Source organism: Nitrospirillum viridazoti CBAmc (genome assembly GCF_000730165.1).
Taxonomy (GTDB): Bacteria; Pseudomonadota; Alphaproteobacteria; order Azospirillales; family Azospirillaceae; genus Nitrospirillum; species Nitrospirillum viridazoti.
Genome location: NZ_CP022113.1, coordinates 39832 through 62943, shown reverse-complemented (window position 1 = coordinate 62943; position 23112 = coordinate 39832). Strand labels below are relative to the sequence as shown.

8 protein-coding genes and 1 riboswitch are annotated in these 23112 nt (G+C 65.3%); of the genes, 5 read left to right on the top strand and 3 right to left on the bottom strand.

Annotated features, from left to right (window positions below; genetic code table 11):
• Positions 1–45: 45 nt before the first annotated feature.
• Complete coding sequence (locus Y958_RS28475; protein WP_244909734.1) at positions 46–2457, bottom strand: exo-alpha-sialidase; 2412 nt, start codon at positions 2455–2457, stop codon at positions 46–48.
• Positions 2458–2721: 264 nt separating this feature from the next.
• Here Y958_RS28475 and Y958_RS32085 point away from each other — a divergent pair, with 264 nt between their 5' ends.
• The gene (locus Y958_RS32085) at positions 2722–2895 is read left to right on the top strand and encodes a hypothetical protein (RefSeq protein ID WP_186291652.1); all 174 of its coding nucleotides are present in this window, start codon (positions 2722–2724) and stop codon (positions 2893–2895) included.
• Positions 2896–2954: 59 nt separating this feature from the next.
• Positions 2955–3066: riboswitch (yybP-ykoY riboswitch) on the top strand.
• A 120-nt stretch (positions 3067–3186) separates the two neighbouring features.
• Complete coding sequence (locus Y958_RS28470) at positions 3187–3762, top strand: manganese efflux pump MntP (protein WP_088875319.1); 576 nt, start codon at positions 3187–3189, stop codon at positions 3760–3762.
• An 8-nt stretch (positions 3763–3770) separates the two neighbouring features.
• On the opposite strand, the gene Y958_RS28465 is transcribed toward Y958_RS28470, so the two are convergent.
• A complete protein-coding gene (locus tag Y958_RS28465; protein ID WP_088875761.1) occupies positions 3771–4781 on the bottom strand; it encodes an adenosine deaminase in 1011 nt (336 codons plus the stop codon).
• 219 nt (positions 4782–5000) lie between these two features.
• On the opposite strand from Y958_RS28465, the gene Y958_RS28460 reads away from it, so the two are divergent.
• From Y958_RS28460 to Y958_RS28450, 3 genes are all read left to right on the top strand, one after another.
• Positions 5001–7124, top strand: coding sequence for a multicopper oxidase family protein (locus tag Y958_RS28460; protein WP_244909733.1), 2124 nt, complete (start codon positions 5001–5003; stop codon positions 7122–7124).
• Positions 7125–7789: 665 nt separating this feature from the next.
• Positions 7790–8659, top strand: a complete 870-nt coding sequence (locus tag Y958_RS28455) for a sulfotransferase family protein (RefSeq protein ID WP_244410839.1) — start codon at positions 7790–7792, stop codon at positions 8657–8659.
• 29 nt (positions 8660–8688) lie between these two features.
• Complete coding sequence (locus tag Y958_RS28450; RefSeq protein WP_004272274.1) at positions 8689–10377, top strand: methyl-accepting chemotaxis protein; 1689 nt, start codon at positions 8689–8691, stop codon at positions 10375–10377.
• A gap of 64 nt (positions 10378–10441) precedes the next feature.
• Here Y958_RS28450 and Y958_RS28445 read toward each other — a convergent pair whose 3' ends face one another.
• Complete coding sequence (locus Y958_RS28445) at positions 10442–22888, bottom strand: calcium-binding protein (protein ID WP_088875318.1); 12447 nt, start codon at positions 22886–22888, stop codon at positions 10442–10444.
• Between the last annotated feature and the right edge of the window lie 224 nt (positions 22889–23112).

Sequence of the window (23112 nt, the reverse complement as noted above, 5' to 3'; positions counted from 1 at the left end):
ACGACACTAACCCTTTGGGTTAATTATGATTCCCAAGCTTTGGCCCTATTGGGGATCGCCATAGACGATACCCCGGCCATGGGTCCCGACATAGACGCGGCCATACCGCTTGGGGTCACCCGACACCTGCAGGATCAAACCCCACTGGTGCCGGTCATCGTTCACCCGCAACCAATGCCGCCCGGCATCGTCGGAGCGGAAGATGCCCCGCTGACGGTCGATGGTGCCCACCAGGTAAAGGGCGGCGATGTCGGCCCCGGGCGCGGCCTTGCCGAAGCCGAAGGCGTGCAACTCCTCCACACCGGGCAGGCGGGTGTAGGCCCCGCCATCGGCCGTGCCATGATAGAGCCCATCGAAGGCGGCGATCCACAGGTCGCCCTTGCGCCCGGGCGTGGTGTACAGGGCATCCTGGCCGCCACGCGGATCCCCCCGGCCGTTGCGCACCGCCGCCGGCGTGGGCAGGCCGTTGGGCAGGGTGAAGGGCCGCGCCTCGAAATGGGCGGCGCGGTCGGTGCTGACGTACAGTTTCCCGTCGAACAGCGACAGGGCGTAGAAGGTGTTGGAATCCACGGCGTCGCCGATCACCCGCACACCGTCCGGCAGGCCCTGGGCGGAGGTCCAGGTAGCGCCGTGGTCAGTGGTGACGAAGGCGCCGGACACCAGGCCTTCCTTCGCGCCCTGCGGCGTCCACACCCAGGTGGCGCCGTCGGCGGAGACGGCGACCTTGCCACGCTTGGCCTCCGGCACCGGCATCACCGCCGGCTTCCAGCTGCGGCCGCCATCCAGGGAATAGCCGATGTTGGGCGCGGGATAGCGTTCATCATGGATGCCCACGCGCACCACGACGCCGGGGTTCAGCGGCGCCGACACCACGCTGTCGGTGTTGCCGAACAGGGGCGAGGAGGCAGCGCCCTCCGGCGCCGGCTTGTCCAGGTCCCAATGCACGAATCCGCCATAGTCGCCGATGGCGGAAATCAGCGGGGCGCCCTGGACCGGGCTGTTGAAGGCCATGCCCACCGTTTCCTCGATGCCGGTGCTCATCACCTGCCAGTGGCTGGGCTGGCCCTTGTCCACGGCGGTGAGATCAAACGTCTCCCACCCGCCGTAGCCGGTGGTGAACATGGCGTGATCGGGGTTGGCGGGGTCGATCTCGATATCGAACAGCCAGTGGATGGGCGTGGGCCTCACATAGGGCGCCAGGCTGTAATCATAGACGCCGCCGTTCTTGCCGTCGCCCCGGGGGCCGCCGAACACGCCGTGCCAGGTCTTGCCGCCATCCAGGCTGCGGAAGATGTCCTCCCCCAGGCCGGGGTAGGAGCCCGGCTGGCGGTGCCGGTCGAAGGAGCTGGCGATGACCACCTTGGGATTGTGCGCGTCCACCGCCACGGCGGCATAGCCGAAAGCCGCCCCCTTGGCGGCGTCCGGCTTCTCCGGCGTGATGTCGGTCCACCTGCCCCGCCGGGTGTCCAGCTTCCATACGGCGCCGTCGGTCATGCGGGTGGGGCCGGGGCTGCTGCCGTAAGAGACGTAGAGCGTGCCATCGGCGGCGAGGGCGGCGCGCGTCGGCCGGTTGGCGGTGGGCTGGCCCGGCACCGGCGCCCAGGTCCGGCCGCCATCGGTGCTGCGGAACAGGTTGTCCCGCCCCTTGAGGGAGGCGCCGACGTAGATGGTGCGGCTGCCCTTGCCGTCCTTGGTCGCGCTTCTGGGATCGAAAATGACGAACACCAAGCCGGAGCCACCGCGCGCCCAGGGCGACACGCCAGCCGCGACCTCCTTCGACAGATCCTCCGTCACGTCGGGGAAACCGGCCGCGCGTGACCAGGTGGCCGCACCGTCGTGGCTGACCCACAAGCCGTCATGGCGGGTGCCGAGGTAGAGGGTGTCCGGGTCGTTGGGGTCGACCGCCAGGCGTTCGCCATTGCCACGACCGTTCTCGTTACCACCGAACTTGATGGGCACATCGACGCGGCGGAAGGTCCGCCCCCGGTCGTCGGAGCGCACGATGGCGCCGGTGGGCGCCAGCGGGTTGGTGTAGGTGCCCAGCGCCATGTAGACACGGTCTGGGTTGTGCGGGTCCAGCGCGATGCTTTCCACGCCCATCAGGTTGGTGTCGGCATAGGACACCCAGTCCAGCAGGGGGATCCAGCGCTTGGCCCCCTCGTCCCAGCGGTAGGCGCCGCCCATGTCGGTGCGGGCATAGCGCAGGCCGGGCACGGTAGGATGGAAAACGATGCCGTCGACGAAGCCGCCGCCCACGATCTGAACGTTCTTCCATTGATAGGGCGCCTGCCCCATCAACGCGGGCCCCTGCGGCGCCGATGGCGTGGCGGCGGCGAGCGGAGCCTTGTGGCCGCCATCAGTGTGACCGCCATCAGTCTGGCAGCCGGCCAGCGCCAAGACGGCTACCGTGGCGAGCAGCAGGCGTCGCGCCCGCGCGGAATGCGAGTTTCCTGTCATGACAGCGTTCCCAACCCCATTTTGTAATCGTTTTCGGGCCCACTGTTGCCTAAGTTACCGGTAACATCAAGGGCGCCGACCGAGCCCGGAACGTCGCAGGCAGCGGGAGGCCGACACAACCGCCGTTCCTCGTGCGGCATCGCCACGGGCCGCCAACCGCCATCAAATCTTCACAGCCTGTCACGGCATTGGCACGGGACGATCGCCGGCACGCCCCCGCATCATCCTGGCATCCCCGGCAGGATATCATGTGAAAGGAAGCCCATGCCCACGCGTACGCCCACACCTCCACCCAGAGCCACCACCCCCGGCCAAACCGGGACCACCGGCCCCGCCAAGGTCAATGACCGTCATGTCGACGAGCTGCTGGACGAGGCGCTGGAGGAAAGCTTTCCCGCCAGCGACACGCCGTCGGTTCCCCCGTCACGCGAACCATGACGGGGTTATTGTGCGGTGCGAAAGGAGTCTTGACAGACCGCCTCGCCAGCCGTTAATCACCGCCCATCATTGGGGAGTAGCCGCCTGCCGATTTTGAGCGGGCGCCGCGTCAACAGACTTGGGCCCCGCCGGTGCCTCACCGGTGCGGCCCATGGCGCGTGCGATCGATCCGCCCTGCGCGGATCGCTGGCGAGACCAGTGGCATGTCGCGTCCGACCTGGCCGGGCCGGACGCTGACTGCTGCTGTCGTCCGCCTGGCCTGTCGCATTGCCGCCCCCCGAGGTCTGTACCATGCCCATCACCACGTCCTTCGCCCTGGCGTTCAGCCTGTCCATGGATGCCTTCGCCGCCTCCTTGGGCAAGGGCGCCAGCCTGAACCGCCCCGGCGTGCGAGAGGCGGCCCGGGTGGGCGCCTATTTCGGCTTGTTCGAGCTGGCGGCCCCCATCCTGGGCTGGGGCCTGGGCCTGTCCTTCGCCCATTACATCGAGGCTTACGACCACTGGATCGCCTTCGGCTTGCTGCTGATCGTGGGCGGCCGCATGGCTTGGCTGGCGTGGAAGAATGACGGCGAGGACAAGCCCAAGGCCGACCGGCATTCGCCCCTGGCCCTGGCCATGACCGCCATCGCCACCAGCATCGACGCCACCGCCGTCGGCATTACCCTGGGCTACATGAATGTCGACGTGCCCACCACCATCGCCCTGATCGGCCTGGTGACATTCACCATGGCCTTCGGCGGGGTGATGTTGGGCCGGGCCGCCGGCCCCGTGCTGGGCCGCTGGGCCGAGGTGCTGGGCGGCCTGGGCCTGATCGGCATCGGCGCCAAGGTGCTGTACGACCACACCCTGGGAGGCTTTGGCGGCTAACTGCCGGGTTAAGGCGCTATAGCATCCAACTTGGCCAGATGCGGCGTCTGGGCCGCAGCATCCAGGAAGGACCCGGTGATGCTGTTGCGGGCCAGCCGCGCCAGCTGCGCCCGGTCCAGGCCCAGGGCCGCCGCCACGCGCACATAGTTGTCCAGCAGATAGCCGCCGAAATAAGCCGGGTCGTCGGCGTTGACCGTGGCCTTCAGCCCCAGGCCCAGCATGCGCCGCAGGGGATGCGCCTCCAGGCTGGGCACGACGCAGAGCTTGAGGTTGGACAGCGGGCACACCGTCAGCGTCGTGCCCTGGTCAACTAGGCGGCGGGTCAGTGCCTCGTCCTCCAGCGCGCGGTTGCCATGGTCCAGGCGATCCACGCCCAGGATGTCCAGCGCCTGCCAGACATAGTCGGGCGGCCCCTCCTCCCCCGCGTGGGCCACCAGCTTCAGTCCCCGCTCCCGCGAGGCCTGGAACACCCGGGCGAACTTGGATGGCGGATTGCCGACCTCGGATGAATCCAGCCCCACGCCCTTGATGCGGTCCAGATAGGGCTCCGCCGCCTTCAGCGTGGCGAAGGCGGCCTCCTCATCCAGGTGGCGCAGATAGCAGAGGATGAGGTGGGAGGTGACGCCCAGTTCATCCTTCGCTGCCACCATGCCGGCCAGCAGGCCATCGGCCACGACCTGGAAGGGGATGCCCCGGTCGGTATGGGTCTGGGGGTCGAAGAAGATCTCAGCATGCACACCGCCGTCCGCCGCCAGCCGGCGGAAATAGGCCAGCGCCAGGTCGTGGAAATCCTCCTCTGTGCGCAACACCTGGGCGCCCTGGTAATAGATGTCCAGGAAATCCTGAAGGTTGGTGAAGGCGTAGGCGGCCCGCACCTCCTCCACCGTGTGGAAGGGCAGCGCCACGCGGTTGCGGCGGGCGAACGCGAACATCTGCTCCGGTTCCAGGCTGCCTTCTATGTGCAGGTGCAGCTCCGCCTTGGGCAGGCTGCGGATGAAATCGGAGAGAGGGTCGGTCATCGAGCTGCCTTTCATCATCGCAAGAATGAACAGTGTAGCCTCAGCACCACCGCCGATGACAGACCTTCCCGCAGCGCCGTTAAAAGGCCGTCTACATCCGACGATGGGTATATCAATTGTGCATACTCGTTAAACGAGTGGATTGGTGCCACGCATCTGCTAGATTGCACCCCAATAACTCAACCAGAGGCGGCATCGTCCGCGAAGAGGGGGTGGAGCATGCAGAGATATCCGACGCGTGGCGCGTCATTGAAGGGACGCTTGGGGGCCGGCGTCGCCACCCTGGGCCTGATGCTGCTGGGGGCCGCCCAGCCGGCAGCGGCGCAAAGCACCTTCGCCAACCCACCCAGCTTGCCGCAGACGGCACCGGCGACGGGCTCGGCCAACGTTCCCGGCCTGCCCAAGGCGCCATCGGCCATCAGCCTGGCCACCGCCCCGGCGGCTCACGCCGGCAAGGAGCGGGCCTTCGACCTGCACATCCAATATACCGACGGCGCCCTGTATGACCCAGGGGAGCAGCGGTACCAGCGCGTGCACCTGCGCAGCTATGTCGGCACCGGCGTGTCGCCTGGCACGCCCTATGTGGCGCCGGAGATCGACGTGACGCCGGGCGACACGGTGCGCGTCACCCTGCACAACGACCTGCCGCCCGACCCCAGCTGCAACGACCACAACATCCCGGTGGACCAGCCGCACTGCAACAACGGCACCAACCTGCATTCGCATGGCCTGTGGGTCAGCCCCACGGGCAACAGCGACAATGTGCTGATCTCCCTGAACCCGGGTGTCAGCTTCCAGTATGAATACAACATCCCCGCCGACCATCCGGCCGGCACCTTCTGGTACCACCCGCACCGGCACGGCTCGACCGCCTTGCAGGTGGCCAGCGGTATGGCGGGCGCTCTGGTCATCCATGGCGACCGCAAACCCACGCCCCAGGTGAACGGCGACCTGGACACCCTGCTGGTCGGTCCCGACGGCAAGGCCTTCAAGGACCGCACGGTGCTGTTCCAGCAGATCCAGTACTACTGCCTGGACGACAAGGGCCAGCAGACCTGGAACTGCAAGGCCAACCAGACGGGCATCATCGAGAGCATCGACAACTTCGGCCCCGGTTCCTGGCAACAGTCCGGCCGCTGGACCAGCATCAACGGCGTGATCATGCCGACCTTCACCGACGCCCAGGCGGGCACTGTGGAGCGCTGGCGTCTAATCCATGCCGGCATACGTGAGACCATCAATGTGGAATTCCACAAGATGGTGGACACCACCGCCGCCACCGCCCGCCCCACCAAGGACAGCATGGGCAACTTCATCGATACGGTGTGCACCGGCCCCGCCGTCCCCTACCAGGTGGTGGCCGCCGATGGCCTGACCATGGGCAACACCCTGACCAATACCAACACCGTTCTGCAGCCGGGCTATCGCTACGACTTGCTGGTGGTCTTCCCCCAGGCCGGCAATTACTGCGTGACGCAGAAGGCGCAGACCGCGAGCAACACCGTCAGCCGGTCCGATACACTGCGCAGCCTGCTGGGCGTGGTGACCGTCCGTGGCGGTGCGCCCACGGCCAACCCGACGCAGACTTTGGTGAACACCCTGGTTGCTTCCGCCCAGCGCACCATGCCGGCCGACGTGCGCACCCAGATCATCGCCGATCTGACCGCCAAGGACGGCATGAAGCTGACCCGCTTCGTTCCCCACCCCACCATCACCGATGATGAGGTCAAGGGCGTACCCGAAGAGGACATGGTGTTCTATCTGGGACCGGGCGTGCCGGATGACCCCAAAAAGCAGCCCTACACCGGCCTGACGGCCACCAAGTTCACCGTGGCCAACAACTTCGAGATGGTGCAGTACGACGGTCAGAACTGGGTGCCCAAGGGCACCGCGCCCTATAACCCGGCCCAGATCGACCGCAAGCTGGTGCTGGGCACGGCTCAGCAGTGGGAATTGCGGTCCTACAGCATCAGCCACCCCTTCCACATCCACGTGAACCCCTTCCAGATCGTCGCCATCTATAACGACAAGGGCCGGGACGTCAGCCTGCCCGGCGCGGTGGACGACGATGGCGACACCCAGTTCGCCGGCCTGAAGGGCGCCTGGAAGGACACGCTATGGGTCAAGACCAACGACAGCGCCTTCGCACCACCTGGCTTCAAGCCCGATCCGAACCCGCCGATCCATTATTACCGCCTGATCGTCCGCACCCGCTATGAGCGGTACATCGGGGAGTTCGTCCTGCACTGCCACATCCTGGACCATGAGGATCAGGGCATGATGCAGAACGTGGAGATCGGTATCAGCGACGGGGCAGGCGGCCTGGCCCACGCCCACCACTGACCGATCCCCGTTCCTGAACCTTCTCTATGACGGCCCAGCCCCCACGGCTGGGCCGTCTTCTTTGGCGCCCTTAAGACGCGTCGACACTTTAGCCATCCTCATGAGTCGCCGCTTGAACGGCCCCCCGGTTCGGCGCAGGCCGTCGCCCCAGGATTTCAGGCATTTATGCGAAATAAGGCCGGGTTTTGCGGAAGGCATCGACTTGATGCTTCCATGGCAAGCCGTATTGGTTAATTTCTCGGACCCTTTTCAGAAATTATCCTTGAAATTCAACCAGCAACCTACGGGGATAGGCAGCCACAGAACGTCAATATAAATGCAATATAAACGCATTATGATCGCATTTGATCTTTATTTATTATCCAAAAGTAGATGTTTTCTACGCCTCTTTTCATATTAATATTGCCTTAAGACTCCCTGTCCTATTCTTTGGGTTAGGGCCTTGACTTGGGGCGGAAGGGATGCTGCCACGGGACTATCGGCCTTTATCCTTGGCGGGGAAAGAAATGGTCGCTTTCTACAAGCAAATCATAGATTTAGACAGGCTTGCGGAACTGGTGGAGGCGGACGACGCTTCCCTGGGAAAGGTCTGCCTAGCCTCCGATGGGCGATATCAGGTCAGGGAATTCCATTTAGACGGCTTAACCAACCAGGTTGCCTCCTACTTGGCTGCCGGCTTCGGCGGGCGGACGGAACAGGATTTCCCTCACCTGACCTGTGCCTGGGGACGAGCCCGTGTCGGCTCCACGGCCATGGCCAACCTGTTCGGCGTGGCCGGCCTGCCCTCGTACTACCAGCCCACCAAGGCGGTCATGCGCCATGTGCTGGCGGCCGACCGCCCCGGCCCCTGGGCCATTCCCCTGGCCGACCAGGCACCGCATATCTTCTGCAAGGACGTGGCCGGGCCCTATCTGACGGCGGAATGTCTCTATATCCCGCTGCAGATGCTGATCGAAGCGGGATATCCCGCCAGTCGCCTGCACCTGGTGATGCTGGACCGCGAGCCGGTGCACGCCCTGGCATCCTGGCTGCGCAAGTGGTCGCATCGGATCAGCCGGGACCAGTTGCTGGAGAACTTCGTTATCGCCTCCCTGAACGCCGCGCGGGTCGAGAACTACGCCCGCCGGCAGGGCGTGCCCGTGACCCACTACGTTCATGAGGCGGCCCGGCAGCCGGTACTGTCGGCCGCGGCCCTGTTCCACCGGCTGGGCCTGTCCGATTACTTCACGCCTGAAACGGTGACCTGCTGGCAGCGGATGGACAGCCTGGACGACAGCCAGTCGCGCATCCTGTTCCCGGTGGAGCCGGAGGCCTATGCCGCCCCGGGCCTGCACCAGCAGACTGGCGGCATCGGCTGCTACGCCTATCAGGACCGGGACCGGGGAGCGGTCACGGACGCGGACCTGGATCTGCTGTGCCGTCATGGCGTGGATGAGGTCTATGCCCGCAGCGCGGCCGCCTGCGCCCGCGACCTGGACCTGCCCCGCGGCCTGTTCCGCGAGGACGACACCGCGTCCGCCGCCGCCGTCGCCTGACCCCTACGCCCTGCGCGAGAGATCGAATCATGCTGAACAAACTAAAGATTTCCCACCGACTGGCGCTGTTCATGCCCATGCTGGTGCTGGCCCTGGGCCTGGCCGTCAGCTTCGCCCTGACCTCGCTACGCCACACCCTGACCGAGGACCGCAAGGAAGAGCTGAAGCAGATCCTGATGGTCACCCGCGGGGTGGCGCAGAACTGGTACGACCGCGAGCAGTCGGGCGAGCTGACCCGGGCCCAGGCGCAGAAGGGCGCCCAGGACGACATCCGCAAGCTGCGCTTCGGCAATGGCGAATACGTCTACGTCAACCAGTACGACGGCCTGACCGTCGTCCACATCAAGAAGGAATTCGAAGGCAAGAACCGCATGGACTTCAAGACGGCCGATGGCGTCGAGACCGTGCGCCTGGGCATCGAGGCCGCCAAGCAGGGCGGGGGGTCCTTCACCTACACCTACCCCCGGCCGGGCAACAAGGGCGGCCCCAGCCAGAACTTCCCCAAGATGACCTACAGCCTGGGCTTCGAGCCGTGGCAGTGGGCGCTGGGCACCGGCATCTACGTCGACGACATCGACGATATATATCATGATATATTGATTGATATGCTGATGCTGACCGCCATCGTGGTGGGCGCCGGTGGCCTGGTGGCCTATATGCTGGCCCGCAGCATCGCCAAGCCCCTGAAGCTGATGACGGAGCGCATGGGCCAGTTGGCCGATGGCGACCTGACCGTCGACATCCCGCTGCTGAACGACCGCCATGAAATCGGCCGCTTGGCCCGCGCGCTAGAAGTGTTCAAGCGCAACGGCCTGCGCAACGCCGAACTGACCCAGGCCCAGCAGGCCGAGCAGCAAGAGAAGCTGCGCCGCCAGGAGGCGGTGGAGGCTTCGCTGGCCGATTTCCAGCAGCGCAGCGCCCGGGTGCTGAGCAACGTGGTGCATGCCTCGGAAGACGTGCGCAACCATTCCTCGGGCCTGGCCGACATGGCGACGCAGAGCCGCGGCATGGTGGAAATGGCCAACCACGCCTCGGCCGAGACCACCGGCAATGTGCAGATGATCGCCAGCGCCGCCGAGGAACTGGCCGCCGCCGTGGGCGAGGTCAACAGCCAGGTCACCCGCTCGACCGATATCGCCGAGCGCGCGGTGGCACAGGCCGAGCAAACGGGCGTCACCATGCAAGGCCTGGCGGATGCGGCCCAGAGCATCGGCAACATCATCCAGGTCATTCAGGAGATCGCCGGCCAGACCAACCTGCTGGCCCTGAACGCCACCATCGAGGCGGCGCGGGCCGGGGAGGCGGGCAAGGGCTTCGCCGTGGTGGCCAGCGAAGTGAAGACCCTGGCCAGCCAGACGACCAAGGCCACCGACGAAATCCAGGGCTACATCACCGGCATCCAGCAGGAAACCACACGAGCGGTGGAGGCCATCGGCAGCATCGCCACCGTGGTGGGCGATATGCGGACGATCGCCACCGCCATCGCGTCCGCGATGGAACAGCAAGGCGCGACCACCTCGGAAATCGCCCGCAACATCAACCAGGCAGCCATGGGCACCCAGCAGGTGTCGACCAACATCGTGGGCGTGGCGGGTGCGGCCGAACAAACCAGCCAGTCGGCCAACGCCCTGCACACGGCCTCGGAAGCCCTGCGCCAGGACGCCGACGCCCTGAACGCCGAGATCACCGGCTTCTTCGCCCGCCTGCGCGCGATCTGAAGACGGTAGCGAGGGTAGGAAGGGCGGCGATCTCCGCAGGGAGGCGCCGCCCTTTTTTCGGGCTTCAGCTGTGGGAGAAGGGCGGGACCAACACCGTGCTGCCCACCTGGACGGATCCGATGACAGTGGGGTCGCTGTAGTAGTTGGCGTAGGTCACCACCGTGTTCCCCGTCGTCAGCGATAGCACCAGGTCGTTGCCCGACTGCTGGAAGACAAGGCTGCCCGGATCAACGTCGGAGGAGAACACCAGCGCATTGGCGCCCGCCCCATCGGTGATGACGTCAGAACCGCTGTTCAGGCCAAAGACGTAGGTGTCATTCCCCAATCCACCAGCGAAGGTGTCATCGCCTGAACCGCCGGTAATGACGTTATCCAGGTCATTGCCCGTGCCGGTGAAGGCGCCCATCCCCGTGTAGGTCAGGTTCTCCACATTGTCACCCAGCGTGTAGCTCGCCAGCGTCGTACGGACCTCGTCCGTCCCGGCCCCGACCACCTCTGTCACCACGTCACCGGCGTCATCCACCAGATAGGTGTCGTTGCCGCCGCCGCCGATCAGCGTATCGGCTCCGGTACCGCCATCCAGCAGGTCATCACCAGCACCACCGGTGATGACGTTGGCCAAGGCATTACCCGTGCCGGTGAAGGCCGCGCTGCCCGTGTAGGTCAGGTTCTCGACGTTGCCGCTCAGCGTGTAGCTCACCAGCGTCGTCTGCACGGTGTCGACGCCGGCGCCGGCCGCTTCCATCACCACGTCGTCGGCGTCATCCACCAGATAGGTGTCGTTGCCGCCGCCGCCGACCAGCGTGTCCGCCCCGGTACCGCCATCCAGCAGGTCATCACCAGCACCACCGGTGATGACGTTGGCCAAGGCATTACCCGTGCCGGTGAAGGCCGCGCTGCCCGTGTAGGTCAGGTTCTCGACGTTGCCGCCCAGCGTGTAACTCATCAGCGTCGTCTGCACCGTGTCGACGCCGGCGCCGGCTGCCTCCGTCACCACGTCACCGGCGTCATCCACCAGATAGGTGTCGTTGCCGGTACCGCCGACCAGCGTATCGGCTCCGGCGGCGCCGTCCAGCACGTCATCGCCAGCACCTCCCGTGATGACGTTGGCCAGCGCGTTACCCGTACCGGTGAAGCTGCCCGCCCCGGTGTAGGTCAGGTTCTCGACGTTGCCGCTCAGCGTGTAGCTCACCAGCGTCGTCTGCACGGTGTCGACGCCGGCGCCGGCCGCTTCCATCACCACGTCGTCGGCGTCATCCACCAGATAGGTGTCGTTGCCGCCGCCGCCGACCAGCGTGTCCGCCCCGGTACCGCCATCCAGCACGTCATCACCAGCGCCGCCCGTGATGATGTTGGCCAAGGCATTGCCCGTGCCGGTGAAGGCACCGGTGCCTGTGTAGGTCAGGTTCTCGACGTTGCTGCCCAGCGTGTAGCTCACCAGCGTCGTCTGCACGGTATCGACACCAGCCCCAGCCGCTTCCATCACCACGTCGCCGGCGTCATCCACCAGATAGGTATCGTTGCCGGCACCGCCGACCAGCGTATCCGCCCCGGTACCACCATCCAGCACGTCATTCCCGGCGCCACCGGTGATCACGTTGGCCAAGGCATTACCCGTGCCGGTGAAGGCACCGGTGCCTGTGTAGGTCAGGTTCTCGACGTTGCTGCCCAGCGTGTAGCTCACCAGCGTCGTCTGCACGGTGTCGACGCCAGCGCCGGCTGCCTCCGTCACCACGTCACCGGCGTCATCCACCAGATAGGTGTCGTTGCCGGCACCGCCGACCAGCGTATCCGCCCCGGTACCACCATCCAGCACGTCATTCCCGGCGCCACCGGTGATCACGTTGGCCAGCGCGTTGCCCCTGCCGGTGAAGCTGCCGCTGCCCGTATAGGTCAAGTTCTCCACATTGGCGCCCAGCGTGTAGCTCGCCAGCGTCGTGCGAACCTCATCCGTCCCGGCGCCGACCGCCTCCGTCACCACGTCGGTGGCACTATCCACCAGGTAAACGTCGTTGCCCGTGCCCCCCACCAACGTGTCATTGCCACTGCCACCGTCCAAGGTATCGTCGCCGGCACCGCCCGTCAGCGAGTCATTGGCGGCCCCACCCGTGATGACGTTGTTCAGCTCATTGCCCGTGCCGGTGAAGGCCACCGTGCCCGTGTAGGTCAGGTTCTCCACATTGGCACCCAGCGTGTAGGTGGCCAATGTAGTCCGCACCGTGTCGGTGCCGGCGCCCGCATTTTCCCGCACCACGTCACCGGCGTTGTCCACCACATAGGTGTCGTTCCCCGCGCCGCCGATCAAGGTGTCGACACCGGCGGCGCCATCCAGCGTGTCGTCCCCCATCCCGCCGGTCAGTTGATTGTTCAGGATGCTGCCCGTGCCGGAGAAATTGCCCGTGCCGATGAAGGTCAGGTTCTCGACGTTGGCCGAAACCAGGGTGTAATTCGTCAGCCAAGTCCGGATTTCATCCGCACCGCCACCCGAATTCTCCTTCACCACGTCACCCAGATCATCGACATAATAGACGTCGTCACCTGTGCCCGCCCCCATGGTGTCGGCGCCGGCGCCACCATCCAGCGTGTCATTGCCGGTGGCACCAATCAGGCTGTTGGCCAGATCGTTGCCGACACCATAGAAATTGCCGCTGCCCGTGTAGGTCAGGTTCTCGACATTGGCACCCAGCGTGTAGCTGGACGCAGTGACCTTCACCTCATCCGTGCCGCCCCCGGCCGCCTCCACCACCACATCGTTGGCGCTATCGGCGAAATAGGTGTCGTTGCCCGAGCCACCGATCATCGTGTCGTCGCCGGCCCCGCCCGTGATGCTATTGGCAACCGCGGCATTGCCCCTGAGCACGTTGTTCAACTCGTTGCCGATGACGGTGAAGCCCGCTGTACCCGCGCCACCGGTGTAGGTCACGTTCTCCACATTGGCGCTGGTTAGCGTGTAGTTCGCCAGGCCGGTCTGGATCTCATCCGTGCCCTCGCCCGCATTCTCGATGACCACGTCGAGGGCGGTGCTCACGACATAGACGTCGTTGCCCGCACCACCGATCATCGTGTCGGCGGCAGCACCACCGTCCAGTGTGTCGTTGCCACCGCCGCCAACCAGCAGATTGCTGAGAGTGTTGCCGGTGCCATAGAAATTGCCGGTGCCGACGTAGCGCAGGTTTTCCACGTTGGCGCTCAGGATGTAACTGGGGGCAGTGGCCCACACCTCATCCGCGCCGGCGCCCGTCTCCGTCACCACATCATTGGCATCATCCACCAGGTAGATGTCGTTGCCCAGGCCACCGATCAGGGTGTCCACCCCGGCACCGCCATCCAACGTGTCATTACCCCCGCCGCCGGTGACGGTGTTGGTCAGGGCGTTGCCGACACCGGAGAAATTGCCACTGCCCGTGTAGGTCAGCTTCTCGACATTGGCGCTCAGCGTGTAGCTGGCCGAGGTGGCCTGAACCTCATCGGCGCCCTCGCCCGGGTTCTCCACCACCACATCATTGGCGCTGTCCACCTGGAAGATATCGTCGCCAGTGCCACCGATCAGGGTGTCGTCCCCCGCACCGCCGTTCAGCGTGTCGTTGCCGCCGGCACCGTTCAGCACGTCATTGCCAGCACCGCCGGTGAGGACGTTGGCGGCGTCGTTGCCCATACCGGTGAAGGCATCAGCGCCGACATAGGTCAGCTTCTCGATATTGGCGCTCAGCACGTAACCGGCCACCGAGGACCGCACCTCGTCGGCACCCTCGCCCGCGTTCTCCACCACCACGTCGTTGAGGCTGTCCACGAAATAGACATCGTTACCGGCGCCACCGACCAGGGTGTCGGCCCCCGCCCCGCCATTCAGCGTGTCGTTGCCGGCACCGCTGGTGATGACATTCCCCAGGGCGTTGCCGGTGCCGGTGAAGGCCAGGGTGCCGGTATAGGTCAGGTTGTCGACATCAGCGGTCAGCGCATAGGTCGCTACCGACGTCTTGACCAAATCCACGCCGGCCCCAGCCGCCTCGACCACCAGGTCGCCGGCATTGTCGACGATGTAGGTGTCGTTGCCGGCGCCGCCGACCAGCGTGTCGGCCCCCGCGCCACCATCCAGCGTGTCGTCCCCCGCCCCACCGGTCAGGCTATTGCCCACGTTGTTGCCCGTGCCGGCAAAGTTGCCGGTACCGAGGAAAGCCAGGTTCTCAAGATTGAGATTGACGAGCATCGAGTATGTGTTGAGCGTGGTTCGCACCTCGTCCGTGCCACCATTGGCCCCCTCGCCAATCACGTCACCGACATTATCGATGTAATAGGTGTCATTGCCGGCCCCACCGTTCAGCGTGTCAGCTCCCAGGCCGCCGTCCAGCACGTCATCACCGGCCCCGCCTGTCAGGGTATTGGCCAGATCATTGCCGACACCCCTGAAGTTTCCGGTGCCCCAGAAGGTCAAGTTCTCAATATTGGCGCTAAGGGTGTAGCTGGCCGACGTGGCACGCACCAAGTCCGTGCCCTCGTTCGCATTTTCCACGATCACGTCGTTGACGCTATCGACGTAATAGATTTCGTTGCCGGCACCGCCGATCAGGATGTCGTTGCCCGCCTTACCATCTATCGTGTCGTTGCCGGCGCCACCGATGATGACATTATCGAGCTCGTTGCCGTTGCCCAGGAAACCCGCTGTGCCGGTGTAGGTCATATTTTCGATGTTAGCGCCCAAGGTGTAGCCCGCCGCCGACACCTTCACCAAATCGACACCCTCATCCGGGTTTTCGATCACCACATCGGCGCCGTTGTCAGCGATGTAAACATCATTGCCAACGCCACCGATAAGGGTGTCAGCACCCGTGCCGCCGTCCAGCGTATCGTCACCGGCGCCGCCAGTGATAACGTTCAGCCGCGTGTTATTACCAGTGCCGACGAAGTTCCCCGTGCCGGTGAACGTCAGGTTCTCCATATTGGCGTCCAGCGCATAGGCATTGAGCGAGGTCCGCACTTCGTCCGTGCCGGCGTTGCTCCCCTCCGTCACCACATCACCGGCGTTGTCCACGATGTAGACGTCGTCGCCGGCGCCGCCGATCAACGTGTCGGCGCCGGCGCCACCATCCAGCGTGTCGCTGCCGGCGCCACCGGTGAGCGTGTTGGCCAAGTTATTGCCCACGCCATAGAAAGTGCCGCTGCCCGTGTAGGTCAACTTTTCGATGTTGGCGCCGAGCGTGTAGCTGGCCGACGTGGCCTGGACCTCGTCAGTGCCCTCGCCCGCATTCTCCACCACCACGTCATTGGCACTGTTGACACGGAAGATGTCATTGCCGGCACCGCCGATCAGCATGTCGTCCCCGGCACCGCCCGTGATCACGTTGGCCAGTTCGTTGCCGATACCGGTGAAGGCTTCCGTGCCGATATAGGTAAGGTTCTCCACATTGGCGCCCAGGGTGTAGGCGTTAAGCGTGGTCCGCACTTCATCGGTGCCGGCGGCGGCGTTCTCCGTCACCACATCGCCGGCGTCATCCACCCAATAGGTGTCGTTGCCGGCCCCACCAATCAACGTGTCGGCCCCGGCGGCGCCATCCAGCTGATCACCACCGGCGCCACCCTTGATCAGATTGCCCAAGCCATTACCGGTGCCGGCGAAGGCCGCCGTACCGGTATAGGTCAGGTTCTCGAAGTTGGCGCCCAGGGTATAGCCGGTCAGCGTGGTGAGGATGGTGTCTGTGCCCTCGCCCGCGTTCTCCTGTAAGACGTCGCCGGTGTCATCAACCCCATAGGTGTCGTCGCCCATACCGCCGATCAACGTGTCCGCGCCAGTCCCACCGATCAATTGGTCGTTGCCGGTCCCACCGGTGATCAGATTGCCCAGCGCATTGCCCGTCCCGGTGAAATTGCCGCTACCGGTGAACGTCAGGTTCTCGACATTGGGGGTCAGGGTATACGCCGCCAGCGTGGTTCGCACCTCGTCCAGGCCTTCACCGGGATTCTCGGTGACCACGTCGCCCGCGTTGTCCACAACGTAGAGATCGTTACCGGCGCCACCGATCAACGCGTCCGCCCCCGCCGCGCCATCCAACACATCATCGCCTATGCCACCGATGATCGTATTATTCAGGCTGTTGCCGAAACCGCTGAAGGCATTCGTGCCGGTATAGGTCAGGTTCTCGAAATTGGCGCCCAGCGTGTAGGTGGCAAGCGTGGTGCGGATACCGTCCGTCCCCTCGCCCGCGTTCTCGGCAACCACGTCGGTGACGCTGTCCACCACATAGGTGTCGTTGCCGGTCCCCCCCAGCATAGTATCGGCACCGCCATTGCCGACCAGGGTGTCATCACCACCGGCACCGCTGAGCACATCGTTCCCGGCGCCGCCGGTGATGAGGTTGTTCTGCGCGTTGCCTGTGCCGGTGAAGTCGCCCGTGCCGACGAAGGTCAATGTTTCGATGTTGGCGCTCAAGGCGTAGCTGGCCGCCGTGGCCCGCACCTCGTCATTGCCTTCGCCGGCGTTCTCCGTCACCACGTCGGCGACGTTGTCCACCAGGAAAAGGTCATTGCCGGCGCCACCGACCAGGGTATCGATCCCCGCCCCGCCGGCCAGTGTGTCATCGCCGGCCCCGCCGGCCAGCAGATCGTTGCCGGCGCCACCGGTGATCACGTTGGCCTGGGCGTTACCCGTACCGGTGAAGTTGCCCGTACCGACGAAGGTCAGCTTCTCCACATTGGCACTGAGGGTGTAGCTGGCCGCCGTGGTCCGCACCTCGTCCGTGCCCTCGCCAGGGTTCTCAAGCACCACGTCACCGGCGTTATCCACCAGGTAAAGGTCATCGCCGATACCGCCCACCATGTAGTCGACGCCGGTTCCGCCATCCAACGTATCGTTGCCCGTGCCGCCGGAGAGGGTGTCATCGCCACCCATGCCGGCGAGAATGTCGTCGCCGGCCCCGCCGGAGATGACATCGTCGCTGGCGCCACCTGTCAGCGTATCGTTACCGCCATATCCAGAAATGGTGTTCCGTTCATCGGATCCCGTCAGCAGATCCGGGCCGTCAGTCCCCCGCAGCGGCGCGTAGTAAGGCAAGGCCGGGCCGGCGCTGGGCAACAGCTTGGTGACGATATCGTATCCAGTGGCTGTCTGGCTGGCCCACACCGCCATCAGGCCGCCATCCGCCTGCACGACCACGGACGCCTGGTACTGGTTGCCATCCGTCGTGTCGTTCAGGCGGAATTCGCCCCCGGCCTTGGCGCCGCTGGCGTCGAAGCGCTGGGCGTACACGCCGTAGCCGCTGCCATCCTCGTTGTTCGACGCCCAGGTGACCAGGTAACCACCATCCGGCAAGGCCACCGCCTTGGGCTGGGTCTGGTTGCCCGCGGTATAGGTGTTCACCCTGACGGTGCTGCCCATCAAGGTGCCGGCCGCGTTGTAACGCCGCAGCAGGATGTCATAGGTGCCGGCGGCCGAATCCCAGGACGCGGTACTGTCGACAAAGGCCACCACATAGCCGCCGTCCGTGAGACCGGCGAGCGAAGCCTGCAGTTGGCTGCCCGACCCCGGGCCGCCCAACAGATAAATGGAATTGCCGGAGCCAGTACCGCTGGCATCGAACTTCTGGAGGAAGACATCTCGGCCGGCAGCACCGTTGACGAAGTCATAGGCAACGATGAAGGTGCCGTTGGCCAGCGGCGTGACCGACGTGTGCTCCACATCCGCCGACGCCAGGACACCATCCACCCGGAACGCGCCGGTGAGGGCCATGCCGTTGTCGTTGAACAGTTGCCCATAGGTAAGGCCGCCGCTGCTCCACGTCACCACCACGTTGTCGTTCGTCAGCAAGGTCGCGCTGACGTCGATGCTGTTCAGCATGCCGCCCATGGTGATGGGATCGCCCACGGCGTTGCCGTTGGAATCATAACGCCGACCGGCAAGGGGTCCCCCTGCCTGCTGCCAGATCACCTGGAACCCGCCATCGGCCAAGCCCACGACCGCCGGCTTGCTCTGCGTGCCGCCCGTCAGCAGGGTCACGCGGAACTCATCCCCGATCTTTTGCCCCGTGGCCGTGAAAAGCTGGGCGTAGATACCGCCGGCATCGCCATCGCCGTCCTGGCCCGGCGACGTCCAGGTCACCACGTAAGTGCCGTCCTTCAGGACGGTCACGGTCGGCCACGTCTGGTCCCCATCCATGTAGGTGTTGGCGATCACTTCCGTTCCGGTGGCGCTGGCCGGCGCCGGAACGACCGTGTTGATGATCGTCGGCTGCCATTCGCTCCAGGTCACGCCATCGCTGACCCGCACCATGACGACATCGGTGGCGGCGGTATTGCTGCCGACGAAGCGCAGGCGGGTCAACTGGTCCGGGGTCAAGGTGATGATATCACCGGTGGCCTCGGCGTCACCGTCCACCGTGAAGTATCCACCCCCGGGCTTGATCTCCTGGAACTGGTAGGCGACTACCGCCTGGTTCCAATTGTAGACCAAGGCCTTGGGCGCCAAGGTTCCCTGTGCGCGTACCAGCAGCGTGCGCGCATCCGCCGCCGGGGGCGCGGCGGCCAGGGTCTTGGTCATGATGTCATAGCCGGTAGCGGTCTGGCTGGCCCACACGACCACCACGCTGCCGTCCGCCCGCACGTCCAGGTTGGCCTGGTACTGGTTGCCGTCGGTCGTGTCGTTCAGACGGAACTCACCCCCGATCCGCGTGCCGTTGGCATCATAGCGCTGGGCGTACACGCCGTAGCCGCTGCCATCCTCGTTGTTCGACGCCCAGGTGACCAGGTAGCCGCCGTCCGGCATGGCCACCACCTTGGGCTGGAGCTGGGTATCCGTCGTAACGGAATCGACGCGCACCGTACCACCGACCAAGGTGCCTGAAGCATTGTAGCGCCGCAGCAGGATGTCGTAGGTCCCAGTGCCATCCCACGGCGCCGTGTCGTCGATGAACGCCACCACATAGCCGCCATCCGTGAGGCCGGCGAGCGAGGCCTGCAGTTGGCTGCCCGACCCCGGCCCGCCCAACAGATAGATGGAATTGCCGGAGCCAGTGCCGCTGGCATCGAACTTCTGGAGGAAGATATCGCGGCCGGCAGCACCGTTGACGACGTCATAGGCAACGATGAAGGTGCCGTTGGCCAGCGGCGTGACCGACGTGCGCTCCACGTCCGACGACGCCAGGAAGCCATCCACCCGGAACGCGCCGGTGAGGGCCATGCCATTGTCATTGAACAGTTGCCCATAGGTAAGGCCGCCGCTGCTCCACGTCACCACCACGTTGCCGTTCGTCAGCAGGGTGGCGGCCACGTCCACGCTGTTCAGCATGCCGCCCATGGTGATGGGATCGCCCACGGCGTTGCCGTTCGAATCATAGCGCCGGCCGGCGAGGGCCCCGCCCGTCTGTTGCCAGATGATCTGGAACCCGCCATCGGCCAGCCCCACGACCACCGGCTTGCCCTGTGCCCCCGCGGTCAGCAGATTCACCCGGAACTCATCACCCAGTTTCTGGCCGTCAGCGGCGAAACGCTGGCCGTAGATGCCGGCGCCATCACCGTCCTGGCCCGCCGACGTCCAGGTCACCACATAGCTGCCGTCCGTCAGGAAGGTCACCGACGGCGTCGTCTGGTCCCCATCCGTATAGCTGTTGACCACGCTTTCCGGGCCCGGCGTGTAGTTCCCGGATGCCGCCGTGACCGTCACCGTGCTGTACGCCCAGCCGCTATAGTCCTTTCCATCACCGATCCGCACGGCGACGGTGTTGTCGCCCTGGCCGGTTCCAGCCACGAAGCGCAGGCCCCTCAACTGCGCGGCGGTCACGGTGATCACGCTGCCCGCCGCCTGAACCACGCCGTTCAGGGTGAAATAACCGCCGGCCGGATCGGCGCTCATGTCCTGGAACTGATAGACCGAGGCATACTGCGCACCCATGTCGATCAACGCCCGGGCCGCCACGGACTGCTGCATGCCGAGGAGCAGCGTGCGCCCACCCGCCGCCGGGGGCGTGGCGGCCAAGGTCTTGGTCATGATGTCATAGCCGGTGGCGGTCTGGCTGGCCCACACGACCACCACGCTGCCGTCCGCCCGCACGTCCAGGTTGGCCTGGTACTGGTTGCCGTCGGTCGTGTCGTTCAGACGGAACTCACCCCCGATCCGCGTGCCGTTGGCATCATAGCGCTGGGCGTACACGCCGTAGCCGCTGCCATCCTCGTTGTTCGACGCCCAGGTGACCAGGTAGCCGCCGTCCGGCATGGCCACCACCTTGGGCTGGAGCTGGGTATCCGTCGTAACGGAATCGACGCGCACCGTACCACCGACCAAGGTGCCTGAAGCATTGTAGCGCCGCAGCAGGATGTCGTAGGTCCCGGTGCCATCCCACGGCGCCGTGTCGTCGATGAACGCCACCACATAGCCGCCATCCGTGAGGCCGGCGAGAGAGGCCTGCAACTGGTTGCCGGGACCCGGACCACCCATCAGGTAAATGTAGTCGCCCAAGCCAGTACCGTTGGCGTCGAATTTCTGAAGAAAAATATCACGGCCGGCAGCACCGTTGACGAAGTCATAGGCAACGATGAAGGTGCCGTTGGCCAGCGGCGTGACCGACGTGCGCTCCACGTCCGACGACGCCAGGAAGCCATCCAGCCGGAACGCGCCAGTGAGGGCCATGCCATTGTCGTTGAACAGTTGCCCATAGGTAAGGCCGCCGCTGCTCCACGTCACCACCACGTTGCCGTTCGTCAGCAGGGTCGCGGCCACGTCCACGCTGTTCAGCATGCCGCCCATGGTGATCTGGTTGCCCATGGCGTTGCCGTTGGCATCGTATCGCTGACCGCCAAGGGCCCCGCCCGACTGCTGCCAGATGATCTGGAATCCGCCATCGGCCAGCCCCACCACCACCGGCTTGCTCTGCGCCCCCGCCGTCACCGTATTCACGCGGAACTCATCACCCAATTTCTGGCCGTCAGCGGCGAAACGCTGGCCGTAGATGCCGGCCCCATCACCGTCCTGGCCCGCCGACGTCCAGGTCACCACGTAGCTGCCGTTCGCCAGGAAGGTCACCGATGGTGCCGTCTGGTCCCCATCCGTATAGCTGTTGACCACGCTTGCCGGGCCCGGCGTATAGTTCCCGGATGCCGCCGTGACCGTCACCGTGCTGTATGCCCAATCGCTCAGATTCGTCCCATCGCTGATCCGCACGGCGATGGTGTGGTCACCCTGGCCGGTTCCAGCCACGAAGCGCAGGCCGCTCAACTGCGCGGCGGTCACGGTGATCACGCTGCCCGCCGCCTGAACCACGCCGTTCAGGGTGAAATAGCCGCTGGCCGGGTCGGCGTTCATGTCCTGGAACTGATAGGCGGCCGCGTATTGCTGCCCGATATCGACCAGGGCTTTAGCGGCGATGGCTCCCTGCAGTCCAAGGATGGTGTCACGGCTTCCCGCCGTCAGCGGGGACACGGGCAGAACCTTGGTCACAATGTCGTTGCCGTCGGCGGTTTGACTGGTCCACGCCGCCACCACAGTGCCGTCCGCCCGCACGGCGATGCTGGGTTGAAGCTGGTCGCCTGACGTCGCATCATTCAGGCGGAACTGGCCCCCCACCACCACACCGCGGGAATCATACCGCTGACCGTAGACGCCGTAGCCACTGCCGTCCTGGCCATTCGAAACCCAGGTCACCAGATAGCCGCCGTCGGGCAAGGCGGTCACCTGTGGCTGCAGCTGGGTGCCCGCAGTGAAGGTGTCGATGCGAACGGTGCCGCCCACCAGCGTGCCGGAGGCATTGTAGCGCCGCAGCAGGATGTCGTAGGTGCCGCTGCCATCCCACGGCGCCGTGTCGTCGGCAAAGACCACGACACGGTCGCCCCCCGTTAAGGCGGCGATCGACGCCTGGGTCTGATTCCCTCCCGCCGGGCCGCCCAAGAGGAAATAAGGTCCGCCAGCGCTATTGCCACTGGCATCGAACTGCCACCAGAAGACATCCCTGGCGTTGTTGAGATTTTCGTCCCAGCTGGTGGCGAAACCGCCATTGGGCAGCGCCGTGATGGCAATGCGCTGCCCATCCTGCGCCGCCACGCTATTGGACACCTGCATTTGGCCGCCGACGGCGGCACCGCTGCCGTTATAGATCCGGCCATAGGCCACGCCATTGTAATTCCAGACGACGACCAGATTGCCGTTCGTCATCACCGCCGCCTTCGGCCCATTGCCCGTACCGAGGGTCGTCTGTCCGCCCGACGGCGTATCATCGGCGTTGTAGCGTTGGGCGACGATGGTCCCGCCCTGGTTCCAGACGACTTCATAGCCGCCGTTCGGCAGCGCCACGGTGAAAGGGGTGACCTCGTTCCCGGCGGTGACGGTGTTCACCCGGAACTCGTCACCGGTCTTCTGCCCATCCCCCGCGAAGTGCTGGGCGTAAATGCCGGATCCGTCGCCATCCTGCCCCGCCGATGCCCAACTGACCACATAGCTGCCGTCCGCCAGCACCGCCACCGACGGTGTCGTTTGATCGCTTGCCGTATAGCTGTTGGCAATGGTCTCGGGGATGGAATCGTAGGGACCGGGCATGGCTTCCTCCATAGGGAGATCAATGGGCGGGGTACCGGCCAACCCCTGGGCAAACCAGGGGCTTTCGCCGCCGTCAGGGAAGGGCGTCGCCGGAACCGGAGGGGTCTGATCAGGAAATGGGTCGAGAAAGAGCCACCGAGGTCCGCTCAGGCATCGGTCACGCCTAGGGAGGAAGGTGCGGTTTCCACCTTATGCCCCGCCAGGGCCCAATGCCGGTGTCTACC

What these genes read in the sequence shown, in the direction of transcription:
- Y958_RS28475 (WP_244909734.1), bottom strand. Translation starts at nt 2,457, where the DNA reads ATGACAGGAAACTCGCATTCCGCGCGGGCGCGACGCCTGCTGCTCGCC.
- Y958_RS32085 (WP_186291652.1), top strand. Translation starts at nt 2,722, where the DNA reads ATGCCCACGCGTACGCCCACACCTCCACCCAGAGCCACCACCCCCGGC.
- Y958_RS28470 (WP_088875319.1), top strand. Translation starts at nt 3,187, where the DNA reads ATGCCCATCACCACGTCCTTCGCCCTGGCGTTCAGCCTGTCCATGGAT.
- Y958_RS28465 (WP_088875761.1), bottom strand. Translation starts at nt 4,781, where the DNA reads ATGACCGACCCTCTCTCCGATTTCATCCGCAGCCTGCCCAAGGCGGAG.
- Y958_RS28460 (WP_244909733.1), top strand. Translation starts at nt 5,001, where the DNA reads ATGCAGAGATATCCGACGCGTGGCGCGTCATTGAAGGGACGCTTGGGG.
- Y958_RS28450 (WP_004272274.1), top strand. Translation starts at nt 8,689, where the DNA reads ATGCTGAACAAACTAAAGATTTCCCACCGACTGGCGCTGTTCATGCCC.
- Y958_RS28445 (WP_088875318.1), bottom strand. Translation starts at nt 22,888, where the DNA reads ATGCCCGGTCCCTACGATTCCATCCCCGAGACCATTGCCAACAGCTAT.